Origin of the sequence: Paenibacillus sp. OAS669 (assembly GCF_014873645.1) — a bacterium.
In the GTDB taxonomy this organism is placed as follows: domain Bacteria; phylum Bacillota; class Bacilli; order Paenibacillales; family NBRC-103111; genus Paenibacillus_S; species Paenibacillus_S vulneris.
The window spans coordinates 21,014-34,617 of record NZ_JADBDR010000019.1; the positions used below are offsets into that span (position 1 = coordinate 21,014).

15 protein-coding genes and 1 riboswitch are annotated in these 13,604 nt (G+C 50.3%); of the genes, 6 read left to right on the plus strand and 9 right to left on the minus strand.

Annotated elements, in window-relative coordinates:
• Window positions 1-23 precede the first annotated feature (23 nt).
• The 5 genes from GGC63_RS29870 to GGC63_RS29890 all read right to left on the minus strand — a co-directional run bounded on the left by GGC63_RS29870 (window position 24) and on the right by GGC63_RS29890 (window position 5,866).
• On the minus strand, window positions 24-809 hold the full coding sequence (locus GGC63_RS29870) for a DeoR/GlpR family DNA-binding transcription regulator (RefSeq protein ID WP_192705390.1): 786 nt from the start codon (window positions 807-809) through the stop codon (window positions 24-26).
• A 358-nt stretch (window positions 810-1,167) separates the two neighbouring features.
• Entirely contained in the window at window positions 1,168-1,752 is a 585-nt protein-coding gene (locus tag GGC63_RS29875; RefSeq protein WP_225948595.1) for a hypothetical protein, read from the minus strand.
• Window positions 1,753-2,151: 399 nt separating this feature from the next.
• Entirely contained in the window at window positions 2,152-3,369 is a 1,218-nt protein-coding gene (locus GGC63_RS29880) for an ABC transporter permease (RefSeq protein WP_192705391.1), read from the minus strand.
• Entirely contained in the window at window positions 3,341-4,075 is a 735-nt protein-coding gene (locus GGC63_RS29885; RefSeq protein WP_192705392.1) for an ABC transporter ATP-binding protein, read from the minus strand. Before GGC63_RS29885 ends, GGC63_RS29880 begins: the two co-directional genes overlap by 29 nt.
• 99 nt (window positions 4,076-4,174) lie before the next feature.
• On the minus strand, window positions 4,175-5,866 hold the full coding sequence (locus tag GGC63_RS29890) for an alkaline phosphatase (RefSeq protein WP_225948611.1): 1,692 nt from the start codon (window positions 5,864-5,866) through the stop codon (window positions 4,175-4,177).
• 615 nt (window positions 5,867-6,481) lie between these two features.
• Between GGC63_RS29890 and GGC63_RS29895 the strand changes: the two genes are divergently transcribed.
• Complete coding sequence (locus GGC63_RS29895; RefSeq protein ID WP_192705394.1) at window positions 6,482-7,363, plus strand: class I SAM-dependent methyltransferase; 882 nt, start codon at window positions 6,482-6,484, stop codon at window positions 7,361-7,363.
• Between the two features lie 137 nt (window positions 7,364-7,500).
• Here the strand turns inward: GGC63_RS29895 and GGC63_RS29900 are convergent, their stop codons facing one another.
• Entirely contained in the window at window positions 7,501-7,797 is a 297-nt protein-coding gene (locus tag GGC63_RS29900) for a putative quinol monooxygenase (RefSeq protein WP_192705395.1), read from the minus strand.
• A gap of 170 nt (window positions 7,798-7,967) precedes the next feature.
• Here GGC63_RS29900 and GGC63_RS29905 point away from each other — a divergent pair, with 170 nt between their 5' ends.
• Together GGC63_RS29905 and GGC63_RS29910 are read left to right on the plus strand one after the other, a co-directional pair.
• Window positions 7,968-8,123, plus strand: a complete 156-nt coding sequence (locus GGC63_RS29905; RefSeq protein WP_079914351.1) for a DUF1540 domain-containing protein — start codon at window positions 7,968-7,970, stop codon at window positions 8,121-8,123.
• Between the two features lie 225 nt (window positions 8,124-8,348).
• Window positions 8,349-8,579 carry a hypothetical protein gene (locus tag GGC63_RS29910; RefSeq protein WP_144028068.1) on the plus strand — a complete coding sequence of 77 codons (231 nt, stop codon included), beginning with the start codon at window positions 8,349-8,351 and terminating at the stop codon, window positions 8,577-8,579.
• A 115-nt stretch (window positions 8,580-8,694) separates the two neighbouring features.
• Here GGC63_RS29910 and GGC63_RS29915 read toward each other — a convergent pair whose 3' ends face one another.
• On the minus strand, window positions 8,695-9,939 hold the full coding sequence (locus GGC63_RS29915; protein ID WP_192705396.1) for an MFS transporter: 1,245 nt from the start codon (window positions 9,937-9,939) through the stop codon (window positions 8,695-8,697).
• A gap of 355 nt (window positions 9,940-10,294) precedes the next feature.
• Here GGC63_RS29915 and GGC63_RS29920 point away from each other — a divergent pair, with 355 nt between their 5' ends.
• On the plus strand, window positions 10,295-10,474 hold the full coding sequence (locus GGC63_RS29920; protein WP_079914347.1) for a small acid-soluble spore protein H: 180 nt from the start codon (window positions 10,295-10,297) through the stop codon (window positions 10,472-10,474).
• Window positions 10,475-10,523: 49 nt separating this feature from the next.
• On the opposite strand, the gene GGC63_RS29925 is transcribed toward GGC63_RS29920, so the two are convergent.
• Window positions 10,524-11,303 (minus strand): Cof-type HAD-IIB family hydrolase, encoded by a 780-nt coding sequence (locus GGC63_RS29925; RefSeq protein ID WP_192705397.1) that lies wholly within the window; start codon window positions 11,301-11,303, stop codon window positions 10,524-10,526.
• A 168-nt stretch (window positions 11,304-11,471) separates the two neighbouring features.
• Window positions 11,472-11,579: riboswitch (guanidine-I (ykkC/yxkD leader) on the plus strand.
• A 107-nt stretch (window positions 11,580-11,686) separates the two neighbouring features.
• On the opposite strand from GGC63_RS29925, the gene GGC63_RS29930 reads away from it, so the two are divergent.
• Both GGC63_RS29930 and GGC63_RS29935 read left to right on the plus strand, forming a co-directional pair.
• Window positions 11,687-12,025, plus strand: a complete 339-nt coding sequence (locus tag GGC63_RS29930; protein WP_079914345.1) for a DMT family transporter — start codon at window positions 11,687-11,689, stop codon at window positions 12,023-12,025.
• Window positions 12,026-12,027: 2 nt separating this feature from the next.
• A complete protein-coding gene (locus GGC63_RS29935; protein ID WP_192705398.1) occupies window positions 12,028-12,342 on the plus strand; it encodes a DMT family transporter in 315 nt (104 codons plus the stop codon).
• 235 nt (window positions 12,343-12,577) lie between these two features.
• On the opposite strand, the gene GGC63_RS29940 is transcribed toward GGC63_RS29935, so the two are convergent.
• Entirely contained in the window at window positions 12,578-13,342 is a 765-nt protein-coding gene (locus GGC63_RS29940; RefSeq protein ID WP_179136275.1) for a helix-turn-helix transcriptional regulator, read from the minus strand.
• Window positions 13,343-13,604: the final 262 nt, after the last annotated feature.

Here is a 13,604-nt window from a genome sequence, read left to right on the forward strand (position 1 = left end):
GCCTTGCTGCTACTATTTCAAAGCTATTCCGCGTGAATCCACGCCACGCCTTTTTCCGATAAATAGCTCTCCCATTCCCTTGGAGCCTTCACATCGCTAATGATAATGTCGATCTCTTTCAAATCAGCCATTTTGTAGAACCGCACATTGCCGAATTTGGAATGATCCGTCAGGACGATGCTTTGCTTGGAATGCTCGATCAGCTTCTTCGCAAGCCGACCGCGTTCCTCGTCGAAGCTTGTAATGCCTTTGCCCATCAAAATGCCGTCGATCGTAATGAATGCTTTATCCGCATAAAAGGATTCCACAGTGTTCTCGGCTGTCGTGCCGGTCGTTCGGAACTGCTTGGAATCGACCTTGCCGCCGATAAAATAAATGCTGCCCGAATACAAATCCTTGTTCTTATATTCAATCAGCAAAGTAAGTGCAGCAATGGAGTTGGTCAGCACCGTAATATGCTTCTTATTTTGCAAATACGGTATCATTTGCAGCGTCGTCGAGCCGTCATCGATGAAAATGACGTCGTTATCCTCTACCAAGGTCGCGGCGGCTCGTCCAATCAGTCTCTTTTCCTCGGCAAGGGTTACCTCCCGATGGATATGGGACGCTTCCTCCCGGTGCAAATTGTATTTCACCGCTCCGCCGTATACCCGCTTCAGCTTATTCTCTTCCTCAAGCTCCTCCAAATATCTGCGAATCGTCTCGGAGGAAACCTTCAGTTTATCTACCAGATCTCCGGTTTTGACCTTTCCTTCCAGATTCAGCAAGTTAAGAATAAAGTCCTTCCGTTCCTCTCCGACTAATGACACTTGAGAATACCTCCAACGATAAAGTAATCAGCTTATGAGCCATTATACCATTTCCCTGTTTTGTTTAAGAGCACGCCAATATTATTTTTTTGCAAATGAAGAGTCAGGACCAGAACCCAACCGTCAAACACAACAAAATCCCCACCATGGGGGAGTCTGTTGGAGAAAGTTCAAAGCTTGAACTACTGTCGATATAATCCGGTGGGCCTCCTCTTCGTGGCATAACCCCTCTCCTATTTTGCATCGCTCGCACAAAACAAGTGCTTTCAACCAACTGCTCCACAAAGACTTTGGCTTCAATTTGCAAAAAAAACAACCTTCAAGGAAACGCTCCTCGAAGGCTGCAGCTGCGGCATAGTTATTCTTTGATTTTTTCGAATTTGGCGTCATACAGCCGGAACATCGTTTTGTAGCCGGACTCGTCGATTTTAATACCGACATCAAGTCTGCCTGTTATTTGCAGCGGCCCGGACGTATAGCGCAGCTTCGTATCCTTCGGAACGAATACAATCATAATTTTGTTCCAATACGTCTCGTCGCCGTTATCGAACGGACATTCCGCTCCAGGCTGCGGGATAAGCAGGAACCAATGCTTGTCGAAGGACAATACTTCGCCCATAAAGCCCTTGATCTGCACCGTCTTGCCGTTCAAGTCCCAGAACTTGTTGGACGGTGTCGTCTGCTTGTCGTCGTCGAAGAACTCCGACCACTTGAGCTCGTTCGACGCCGGCTTGGAGGCAGGCGCCGGCGTCGGCGTGGCGGCTGGCGGCGACTCGACCGCCGCCGGTGTCGGCTCCACAGCCGGGGCTGGCTCAGCCCCCGGCGTGGGCGCGGGCTCCGCCGCTGGCTGCTGCGCGGCGGCGGCGACCTTCGGCTCCTGCTGCGCGGGAGCCAGGGTTGCGCTTGCGGCAGGCGCTGCCTCGGCCGCTGCGGGAGCAGCCATCCCCTGCGGCGCCGGGGATGGGCTCGCTTCGCCCCCCGCCTGCGGCGCGGGGGGCGGTGCTGCTTCGGCCGCCGCTGGCGTGGCGGCCGGGGCAGCCGGACTCGGCGCAGCGCCCGAGTCCGCGGGTTTGCCTTCTGCGGCAGGCACCGCAGAAGGGGCGGGCGCGGCGGCGGAGAAGGACGCCGCCGACGGGTCCGCTGCCGGCTTCGAGCCGCAGCCGGCCAGCATCGCCGCCGCGACCAGCACGGCGGCCGCGGCCTTCGCCCCGGCGCGCTTGCGTCCGCGCGCGCCCCTAGCCATGGCGTGATTCTGCACTTTCACGCCACCTTCGTTCACTTCCATTATAGATCTCTCCTTTCCTATCTCTCCCTCAACCTGATCATGGACCGTTGTCGGCGCTCACGAACGGAACAGCTGCAACGGATCGACACGGTACATTTTTAACGCCGGTCCCAAGGAAGCCGCTGCTCCTACCGCCAACGTCCCCAGCATCAGCAGCCATTCGGAGGCGGACACGCTCCATACATCCAACGCAATTCCCGAGAAATCAAACAACAGATCCCTGCCCGCATAGCTGCCTGCGTGGCCGAGCACCAGCCCGATAACAAGCCCTATTGCCGTCAACAGAAGTCCTTCTCCCAGGAGCGACATCCATACGAACGATTTGGATTTGCCGATAAGCCGGAGCAGGCCGACATCCTTCTTGCGCTCGTTGACCGCCGCCATTAAAGAAAGCAGGATCGAAATGGCTGCCAGCACAACGCACAATAGCGTCACAATGCTGATCACCTGCGAGCCTTTATCCACCATATTCACAACATCCGCCACCGCCTTGCTCGTATAAATCGCCTGAACGTTGTCGATCCGGTCGTATTTGTTTTTTAGGGTCTGTGCGCCAAGCAGCGTCTTGGGCTTGATCAGCACGGCCGTAACATCCTTATGCGCCCCCTGCTGGCTTTCGTGCACCGCCCAAGCGTAATCCAGCGTAGTAAATACGGCCCGGTCATCCGAGGTATGAAGCGGAGGCAAGATGCCGACGATCTTGTAAGCAAAGCTGTGATGCGCTTCATGCTCCTCATGGGACTCTTCGTCCTCGTCTCCTTCATGCTCCGCTTCATGGACCAGACCGTGACCGCCGTGGAATGTGTCCCCGACATGAAGACCGAACGTTTTGGCGACATGGGAGCCGATGACTGCTTCCCCCGTTTTTCCGTACACTGTGCCTGCTTCCAGCTTCTTATCGCCGTAACGGGTCAGGAAATACCGGGCATCAATACCGACAATCGGGTAGCCGTTTAGGTTATCTCCGGTCGTCATTGCGTAAGCCGCTTCCGCCTGCTCCTCCTTTTGAAGTTGTTCAAACACCTCATAGGGAATGTTGCCCGTCGGCGCACCTACATGATAATACGTGTTCATGGCCAGCTGCGTCTGGCTGCCTTTGGCCCCGACGGTCAGCTCGAACGGTCCGTAGCCTTTTTCCGCCCCCTGCTCCACGCCCTGGCTGCAAAGAATCAGGAACACCAGAAGCGCAACCGTCATCGCGACGGAAAACATCGTCAGCAGCGACAGCGTCTTGCGATGCAGCATATTACGCCATAGCAAGTGAAGCAGACTCAATCGGCTCCCCTCCTTCCCCATTGAACGGCCGTCCCTGTCCGGGACGAAGCAGCATATTGATTTCGCCCATATGGACCTGAACCGGGTACAGCTCCGCCAAGTGCAAATCATGCGTCACCGTCACGAGCGTTGACCCTTCCTCCTCGCATAAGGACAGCAGCAGCTGCATGATGGAGCCGGCCGCTTCCCAGTCCAGGCTTCCTGTCGGCTCATCCGCCAATATAAAAGGAGGCCGATGAATCAATGCACGGATGATTGCCACCCGCTGCTGCTGGCCTCTGGACAGCTGGGAGGGCAAATGCTGCTTCCTGTGAGATAATCCCACTCTCTCAAACCAGTCATTCACCTGGGACTCCCGCTCCTGCTTGCTCCACTCCCTCGGCAGCACCAGCTCCACATTTTGCTTCGCGGTCAGAGATGAAATGAGATGAAAGTCTTGAAAAATATACCCTACCTGCTTGGCCCGGTACTGGTCCCTTTGCGCTTCGGAATAACGATGCAGAGGGTGGTTGGCTATGGTCATTTCCCCGCTGTCCGGAGCAAGAACGCCCCCCAGCAAATGCAGCAAGGTGCTCTTGCCGCTGCCGCTCGGGCCGATTAGTGCGATTCGCTGGCCTTTATCCACGAACCAATGAGGAATATGCAAAATAGGAGATTCCACTCCGTCCAAAAGAAAAGATTTACGCACATTCGTCAAAGTGATCATCTGGACCTTCAACCCCTTTACTGTATTGAAGCTAAGCTTCCCCTATAGGGTAAAATAGGCAGGGGAAACGGGTCCCCTGCCTATCCTCCACAACCATAATTACTTCAAGCTGATGCGCTCGGACAAAGCGTCCCAAGTCAGCTGCTTGTCCGTTAATTGCTGGAATGCATCCAGAGACAGCCACAGCAGTCCGTTATCCATATTGGCCTTGAAGCTGCTTGCCGAACCGTTGCTAGCTGTTTCCAATGTTTCTACGTTGATGGAGACCTTGTTAGCGTCTTTGGTCAGCACGACCGATTTGGACGCTTCATCCCAGGATACGTTGACGCCCAATGCTTCGGACAATGCTCTAGCCGGATACAGCACCGTATTGTCACGGGTAACTTTAAACTTAGGGTATACGTATTGAGCCTGTATTTCGGTCGTAGTTCCGTCAATGTCCACGTTAGCTACCTTGGCAACCGCCTTGGCGATGTCCGTATTGTCGATTTGGCCTTTTACCATATCGGCAATCGGTCCGTAGGCCCATACGCCAACGTCTACTGCAGAGTGGCCGTGACCGGTAAAGCCGACCATGAATCTTTTAGCCATGACTGCATTGTATGCCCCTTCTTGAGCGTAGGAGGTACCGTCGCCAGCCATGATGTAAGCCGCCTCTTCGTCGGTCAAATCGTTAAAGCCCGTGTTTTCGAATACCAGTTGTTTAATTTCTTCGATGCTTTTGGCTGCTTTCAGCTTAGGTGCGAACACTTCGGACGATTGCTTTTCTTTATTCCATGCATCTACGTTAATTTCATATACACCGTCACGGGATAGGGACAATCCGCCGGTTTCATGGTCAGCCGTGATCACAACGGAAGTGTTGCCGTCTTTTTTCGCGAAATCCATGGCAACCTTAACCGCAGCGTCAAAATCCAGCGCTTCCTGCACGACAGACGGAAGATCGTTCGCATGACCGGCATGGTCGATCCGTCCCCCCTCGATCATCATCGTGAAGCCTTTAGGGTTTTGGGATAAAATCTCGATCGCTTTGGAAGCCATATCTGCCAAGCTAGGTACCGACTCATTGCGGTCGAGCACATAGTCGACATGGGAATTGCCGAACAGGCCGAGCGCTTTGCCGTCCTTGGCATTCAGACCTTCCAGGCCCTGCTTGTCATACACGACTTTATAGCCCTTCGCCTCGAAGTCCGGGATGATCGTTTTGTCTGTACGCTTACCCTTCTCTTCCTTGCTCAGGAAAAACTGCTTACCGCCGCCGAACAGCACATCCACTTCTTGGTCTGTCAAATATTGAGAAGCAATAGCGCTCTCATTATCTCTATTTCTTACGTGGGAAGCGTACACCGCAGGAGTAGCATGGGTAATTCTTGCGGTTGTCACCAGGCCGGTCGACTTGCCGACCTTCTCCGAAGCCTCGATAACGGAAGCGAAAGGCTTGGAGACGTCTTCATTCGATACGCTGATCCCCGCGTTATAGGTTTTATGTCCCGTAGCAAAGGCGGTACCGGCTGATGCCGAGTCCGTAACCTCTCCGGACACCATCACGCCGCCGTCTTCACCGCGGTCTGCATATGTGGTGGCTTGACCCACGTAGTAGGAATCCAGCTCCAAATGATTTTTGTTCAAAAAGTGACGGGAATAATCTCTAGCCGCCGATACTTGGGCAGGACCCATTCCATCGCCGATCAAAACGATAACATTTTTCGATTTGGCCGCTTGAGCAGGAGCAGCCGTGTCAGCAGCAAAAGCTGAGCCTACGGTTAATGCCGGAAGCAGGGATAGCGCCATTCCGGATACGACTATTTGCTTGAACACCTTTTTCAAAAAAATTCCCCTCCGTTTATACGATTCAAAATGTTCGATGAATACATGGTTCATTATAGGAAGGAAAGATTTGCTGGAATGAGAAGAAATGTTTTCCGCATATCAAAATTCACGAAAAATGTTAAACGAACGTAAACAAACCTTTAGTGAAGTCAGTCCAATGTTTATGGTAAAATAAACCAAATTATCATTGAAAGGATGTGCTTATCTTGAATTTCCTCCGAAAGGGGTACAACAATGTCATGTATGTGCTTTATGCTATTTTCCTGGCGTGTGTATCTGTTTATACAGGTGAAATCATTACCTTTATTATGCTGGGCTTCGTTTTCATGGCGTTATTGAACATCAATACGACTTTGCGAAAAATACTGGAGAAGATGGATAAGCAGACTAACCTGGGGAGGAATCCTAATGATTCGAAGCAGCCACAGCAGCTCGAAAATGATGAAGCAGCTGATTGAAATGGAGATCCTGCCGGCGTCTTCCGAATTGATGAATAAGAATAAATAACATAAAATTTATGTTGTAATAACATACATTTTATGTTATTTTATTTTGAAGATTAAGGGAGGTTGAACAATGGCAGAGGATAAAACCAAACGGCTTTCCGTATACTTGCCTGACAAGGTGAAATCGGAGTTGGAAGCTATGGCCAACGATACGGGACTATCCATGACACAGCTTATCGTTATGGCAACACACGGCCTGCTGTCCAACTATCAATCCTACGGAGGCAGCATCTTTGGCGATCTCGTGTCGTCCAAGCGCAGTGAGACATGGGCCGATAAGCTCGCAGCTGCAAAAGCGGACGACACCAAGATGCGGGACTATTACGGCGCAAGGGCCGATGAGTATGAACGTATCTACCGAAGGGACGATCCGAATTATCAGCAGGAGCTTGCCCTGCTTCGTTCAACCCTTGCGTCTCTAACCAAGGATCGAAGCGTTCTGGAGATCGCCTGCGGAACCGGCTATTGGTCTCAAGTGATAGCTGAATCGGCCGAAAGATTGGTAGGCGTCGACATTCGTCCAGAGGCCATTCAGATTGCCAGAGCCAAGCACCTGCCTCCCGGCAAAGTCACATTCCTGGAAGGCAACGCCTATCATCTGGAGCCTATTGAGGGGCAATTTGATTTCGGGCTGGCGAACTTCTGGTTTTCGCATGTGCCGAAGAACAAAATCGATCAGTTTTTAACAGGGTTCCATCGGAAGCTCGCTCCGGGGGCCAAAGTCTTCATGGCGGACAACGTGTATGTTCCCGGAAGAGGCGGCGAGCTGATCGTTAAGGAGCATAGCGAGGACACGTATAAGCTGAGAGAGCTGGCGGATGGCTCCAAGCATGAAGTGCTCAAAAACTATTATGACTACAACGAGCTGAGCGATATATTCAAGCCTTATGCGGCCGATCTCCGAATCTTTGTCGGCGGGAGCTTCTGGTATGTCTCGTATACGGCCGTTTAACGGAAGCAAAGAGCGAGGGAGTGATTCAATAATCAAGAAGGTGTTGCAATCGTAGCCAGTAAATAAATATAAGCATCGGCCCCGGAATCCAGGCGGATGCTTTTCTCTTTTTTTTACTTCAATCTACCTAGATATCATTATCCCTTTATGGGCTCTCCGTTAAAAGCCTTGATGTCCAGAGGTGACGTTAAATATTGCTTGGCAGTACCGACAAATGACGTAAAATGCTCGCTGACATTATGATGCATCACGGCTTCCTGGTCCTTCCATATTTCAACCATGATAAAGGAATGTTCTTCTTCGGTATCTTTATACAGATGATACGATAGATTCCCGCTTTCCTGTCGTGATGCAGTGATAAGCGATTGGACCTCTCGCAGAAACTCCTCTTCCTTTGCGGGGTTTACCTTCATAGCAGCGTGAACAATGATCATCTGCAGCGCCTCCATATCCTTATGTTTCGATAGGTATTGTTCCTGAGGGCAGCGACAATTATCCGTTTTTACCAGCTCAAGAACAAAAATAGTCCGGCTGCATAAACCGGACCTGGGTATAAAAAAGCAGCCCCCTTGACCATCCTAGTGAGGAAGGGGGGTGAAATGCTATGGCAAGAGACGTGAAATGCGAAGTGAGCGCCTGTAAGTACTGGGCCGCAGGCAATGAATGCAATGCTTCATCCATTTATGTTGTCAGCAACCAAGCAAGCAAAGCCCGCGATTCTCATGAAACGGATTGCAAGACGTTTGAATCCAAGCTTTAATTTTGACTATAGGCATCCTTCCAGGGTGCCTTTCTTTTTTTGTGTTCTTTCCCGTTTCCTTTCTTAGTATAGCCAATAATAATGAGAATTATTATCAGTATTGATCTTTTTTGCAGGTACCCGGTACCTGCATTTTTTTGTTTATCAGCAATTAGGCAAAGGCACAAGCCGCATCTCCGCCAATGTCGTATAATATCTCAGATCAAGAGAGGAGCTGATAAGAAAATGAGTCGTTCACATCGTAATTTTTGTTGTCCGCCTGCCGATCCGATTGTAACGGATCCTCGCAGAGTCATAAGAAATTTTTATCATCCGCAGCTGGTACAGGTGATTCACCCGATAGAGGTTATTAACCGCCATCACTGTTACCCGGTTTATCAGCATTCGTACACTTGCTGTGAAAAAGATGAATTTGTAGGAAGCGTACAGCCTTATTTCCGTAAAGACAATCTTTAATCGCCAGGCAGGCCGCGAGGCCCTACCTTCCATCTGATACCTGCAATGCGGGGCCATGATGGAAAAGGACCGCCCCTTGGGGCGGTCCTTGAAAGCCTGAATCCAAACAGTTTACTTAAGAGGCTTCGCCGGCAGAGCCGGTCTGACGCACTTCTTTCCGATACAGAGGAAGCATGACGATGACACCGATCACAAACAGCACCGCAGCCGCTTCATACATCGCTACGATATGGAACATCTCTTTGAGCCAGCCTGCAAGACTCATTGTCACTACCATTCCTCCCATAAACAGAGGATTCAGAATTCCATTCACCCGTCCTACATAGGATTCATCCGTATTGCTTAGAATCATCGTATTAATCCCGATCTGAATCGCCGGAAGAACGAGCCCGGAAATGAACTGCGCCATTAAGGTTACCCATAACGACGTTGAAAGTCCTGTTATGACCATCCCGATGGCACTGACGACCATACCGATAATCAACATCGTTTGCGGAGCAAACTTTTTGGACAACCCCATAGCTAATCCGCCGCCTATGATCATCGCCACCCCATTGGCAGTCATCAACCATTGAATATTTTCTTTAGGCAGCCCCAAACGCTCCGTAACGAGGAACACACCCAACGGCTGTATCAATCCAAGCGCAAGGCCGGCTGACAAGAAACAGCCCCCTAGCGTAGACAGTACTTTTTTGGATAATACATACCGAAAGCCCGCTGCCATCTCCTCGCCAAGCTTTGTTGCCGGTTTATCCTCTTCATTAATCCCACGATCCGGAGGCAGGAACATCAGCACAGCTGCCGACAGCAGGAATGCTACGCCCATAATGGCGATGGCGACTTGAATACCGTAATGCTGGTAGACAAACGTTCCGAGTATCGGCCCCAGCACCATGAATAACGCGAACATCGTCTGATAAATGGACATCCCTGCTTGTATCAATTCGGCGGGAACGTGAATCTTGAACAAGCGCATCCCTGAAGGCTGCGAGAACTGGGACAAAATAGCCGAGACCAGCGTTGCGAAAAATACCGCCTTCCATGTCGCGAATACCAGCGTCAAAAGCACGGCAAATACGGATATGGCGCTCAAAATGTCACACCAAACCATTGTACGCTTCGGTTTCCAGCGGTCAGCGAACGTCCCTCCGATGAAAGAAAAAATAAAGATCGGAGCAAACTCCGCTACCGAAATCATGGAGACCGCAAATGAATCGCCACCTGTTTGATCCATAACAAACAAAAGAACGGAAAAATTCCGTACCCATATTCCAATCTGCAAAAACAACCCGGACAATAAAATCGCTTGTACGAAACGGTTGCGGAATAACCCGCCCATACCTTGTGGAGCCGATGACATCTATCTTCTCATCCTTCCCTAGTCTTTACTAAAAAACCATCTGCCAGGAGCCAATAAGCACAAGCTGCACTTAACGCATACTCTTATACGTCATCGGAATACAAAAGGTTGCTTCATCCAAACATTGTTTTTCAACCCTTGTTCTTCCTGTATCCTGATGCGCTCTTAATGATCTGTATGCCCTTAAGCCTGTGACACCTGCACATTGTATCATGGACCCGGGACGGTGTTACCGGAAAAAACCATTATGGTTATTCTTTCCGAAGACGGTATAACGCACCCTTCACCGACGCATACTAACTTCTGGTCCATATAAATACCAGGAATTACACACTGATACGTGGAGGATAATCCAGTGAACAAACAACGTGCACAAGAAATTGCGAGCTCGCCTGATATGGTCCATGTGACCTGCGATGGTGTTCCCATCTACATTCAGCATGTGGATGAACAGAACGAAACGGCGAGGATCTATCCGCTCGATCAGCCTGAGAATGAGCAGACCGTTGCTTTAAGCAGCTTGCAGGAGCAATAGAAGGACAGCAAAAACAGGCTGCTTCACAGCAGCCTGTTTTATAAAAAAATTAGTTTACACCGGATAAAATCCACTTGTCCACGGCATAAGCAATGCCGCCCTCGTTCAACGACTTGGTTACATAGCGCGCCTTTACCTTCAATTCTTCCGTCGCATTCCCCATGGCGATACCGCTGCCGACCGCTTCGATCATCTCAAAGTCATTGTGGCCGTCGCCGAATGCAGCGACTTCCTCCGTCGTCAATCCTAGATGGTCGATCAGCTTGCGAAGACCTACCGCTTTGTTCATGCCGTTCGGGTTAATATCAACAGCCCACGGTCTCCACCGGTGGATATACAGCTGACTCCGGTCTTCACCGATATAAGCGGCTTCCTCCTGCTCATTACAGAACACGATGCATTGATAAATATCGGGGACTTCCTCAACCGATTGGAGCTGCACCGGTTCCATGAAGCCGATCTCCTGCTGCGCCTGGCGAAAATACGCGTCATTCTCGCGGTTCATGAACATCAGCTCCGAGCCGTACAGCAGCAGCGTATGGCTTTTGCGCTCGGCCTCTTGAAGCCACGTCCGCACGGTTTCCTTAGGAAAAGGATTGCCGAATACCGTCTTTCCTTTATATCCGATATGACTGCCATTACATGTGACAGCCCATTCAATGCCCAGTTCTTCGCGAAGCGATTCCATCTCGAATTCGCTGCGGCCTGTACATAATGCGAGCGCGATCCCTTGTTCCTTCAGCTTCAATAAAGCCGCCCGGGTAGACTCTGGCAAATAATCGCGGTCCCGCAAAGTACCGTCCACATCGAATGCTACCAGCTTGATCATTCTAGTCACCTCATTCTAGATTCTGCTACCATTATAGCAGAGACTTCTGGTTTTGTCCGACAGCGGCGGCCCCGCCTCCACTATAATCCAGTCTCCGGAACGTTTTGTATCTTGAAAAAAAGCAGGGAATACGTTATGATAAGCCGTAATGACTCAGACAAACGAATAACCGAGGTTTTCTAGGGTTCCGCGGCTTCTTCATAGAAGCTCGGTCTGGTCCGAGAGAAAACACACAGGACTTTCCTGTGGACACGGAGGGATAAAAGCCCGGGAGGATATCATGGACGATATCATCCCGGGCTTTTTGTCGTTTGATTCAGGGACTGGGGATCAACCTGTTGTTCCTGCCGCACTCTAAACCATTCAAAAGGAGGATGTTTATCATGAATCGAAATTGGGCTATGGTCTTTATTGCCGGATTATTCGAAATTGCATGGGTTATCGGCTTGAAGCACTCTCACCATCTGTGGGACTGGACCGGTACAATCATCGCCATCCTGATCAGCATGGACTTGCTCATCCGAGCCTCGTCGAAACTGCCTGTCGGTACGACATACGCGGTCTTTACCGGAATAGGGACGACGGGCACCGTCATTACCGAGATGCTGGTGTTCGGGGAACCGTTCAGCATAACCAAGCTGCTTCTTATCCTGCTGCTAATCGCCGGGGTTGTCGGACTGAAGATGGTAACAGCGGGGAAAAAGTCTGAGGAGGTGCAATAAAGATGGATTGGATCGCACTTATTTTGGCAGGCTGCTGCGAAATCATCGGGGTGTCGGGAATTAACCGCATCCACAAAAGCAAATCTATTGCCTCTTACTTTATTCTTATCGGCGGCTTTCTGTTAAGCTTCCTGTTCCTGTCCTTTTCCATGAAGACTATCTCGATGGGGACAGCCTATGCCGTGTGGACAGGGATCGGAACCGCAGGCAGCGCCCTTTTGGGGATGTTCGTTTATGGGGAATCCAGGGAGTGGAAGCGTATGCTGTTCATAGCTATGGTGCTTACCGCAGCGGTTGGACTGAAGATCATTTCATAGTACTGTCAGTCCAGCCGCTGTTGAAACCCGCGAATCGGATTATATTAAGCGGTATTTTCACGGGTTTCAAAGGCGGACGTAAACTCCTCCAAAGCATCCTCCACCTCCATATGGAGAATATTTCACGTAAAACAGGTTTTTTCAACAGACTGAGGTTTCCCAAGGGGGCCTCAGGCTTGTTGGTTATAATCGCATGGTTTTCCAATGTACCACCGGCTCCGAACGAATCACTATTCTAGCGATAGCCTTGCCGATAATCACGGGGGGATACGGAGGCAATCTGCTTGAACACCTTGCCAAAATGGGATACGTTACCAAAGCCGGCAGCGGTAGAGATGTCGATGATCTTCATATCCGTTTCGCGCAGCAGCCGCTGCGCTTCCTTCACTCTGACGGTATTGACGTAATCTGTAAACATGAAACCGGTTACATTTTTGAACATTTTACTTAAATAGCTAGGACTTATGTAAAATTGCCCGGACACGGACGTTAAACTGATCGGCTGATCGTAATGCTTGTTCATATATTGGACAATCTCAAGGATCTTCTTCTTTATTGTGGAGTCTTGCTCGATGGGGGTTGCGTTTCTTTTTTCAATAAACCGGAACACATGCAGCAGCAGCTCGGCAGATAGCTGTTGAAGCCGCAACTCGAAGGCGGGAGGCTTGTTTGTCATTTCCTGAGCGAACTCGCTAAATAGGCCCTCCATCAGCATTCGTTCCTGAATCGATAACCGAAGGACCGGGTAGCCTCGAAACAGTGACAGCAGCGGGGCGGCATCCTGTCGCTTAAAGCTCTCGAAGTATCGCGAATCATAGTAGGCAACGGCCCTTTCGTAATCGGGAACGCCGATGTCAAATGATTTGTGAATTTCGTTGGAGCCAATGATCACCAGATCACCTTGCCGGACCGTGTAGGAGCGATCCTTGATGAAGAATCCCCTGGCCCCCGAAAACAAGTACAGAATTTCATAGTGATGATGGATATGATAACGATTCATGGTGACATATCCCGTCCGATTCGAAAATTCGATGTGAAACGGATCTGCAGGTCTTCCATACCATAATTTATTATTCGGCGACAGCATCATAGTCCCACCTTTACGGGCTATTCGTTTTTCTTCCATCATAACAAAATAGGCGGGGTTCTGCATGATTCAGGCTGACTATCCCAAGGGTGATTTCAATAAAAACAAGATGAATCAATCAGCCCTACTGAATTTTCTCCACTAGACTATACCAACTTCACTGACCGTTTCTGTC

What these genes read in the sequence shown, in the direction of transcription:
- GGC63_RS29910 (WP_144028068.1), top strand. Translation starts at nt 8,349, where the DNA reads ATGAGTCGTTCACATCGTAATTTTTGTTGTCCGCCTGCCGATCCGATT.
- GGC63_RS29875 (WP_225948595.1), bottom strand. Translation starts at nt 1,752, where the DNA reads ATGGCTGCTCCCGCAGCGGCCGAGGCAGCGCCTGCCGCAAGCGCAACC.
- GGC63_RS29890 (WP_225948611.1), bottom strand. Translation starts at nt 5,866, where the DNA reads ATGGCGCTATCCCTGCTTCCGGCATTAACCGTAGGCTCAGCTTTTGCT.
- GGC63_RS29885 (WP_192705392.1), bottom strand. Translation starts at nt 4,075, where the DNA reads ATGATCACTTTGACGAATGTGCGTAAATCTTTTCTTTTGGACGGAGTG.
- GGC63_RS29930 (WP_079914345.1), top strand. Translation starts at nt 11,687, where the DNA reads ATGAATCGAAATTGGGCTATGGTCTTTATTGCCGGATTATTCGAAATT.
- GGC63_RS29915 (WP_192705396.1), bottom strand. Translation starts at nt 9,939, where the DNA reads ATGTCATCGGCTCCACAAGGTATGGGCGGGTTATTCCGCAACCGTTTC.
- GGC63_RS29935 (WP_192705398.1), top strand. Translation starts at nt 12,028, where the DNA reads ATGGATTGGATCGCACTTATTTTGGCAGGCTGCTGCGAAATCATCGGG.
- GGC63_RS29940 (WP_179136275.1), bottom strand. Translation starts at nt 13,342, where the DNA reads ATGAATCGTTATCATATCCATCATCACTATGAAATTCTGTACTTGTTT.
- GGC63_RS29900 (WP_192705395.1), bottom strand. Translation starts at nt 7,797, where the DNA reads ATGATCATTGTTCACGCTGCTATGAAGGTAAACCCCGCAAAGGAAGAG.
- GGC63_RS29925 (WP_192705397.1), bottom strand. Translation starts at nt 11,303, where the DNA reads ATGATCAAGCTGGTAGCATTCGATGTGGACGGTACTTTGCGGGACCGC.
- GGC63_RS29905 (WP_079914351.1), top strand. Translation starts at nt 7,968, where the DNA reads ATGGCAAGAGACGTGAAATGCGAAGTGAGCGCCTGTAAGTACTGGGCC.
- GGC63_RS29895 (WP_192705394.1), top strand. Translation starts at nt 6,482, where the DNA reads ATGGCAGAGGATAAAACCAAACGGCTTTCCGTATACTTGCCTGACAAG.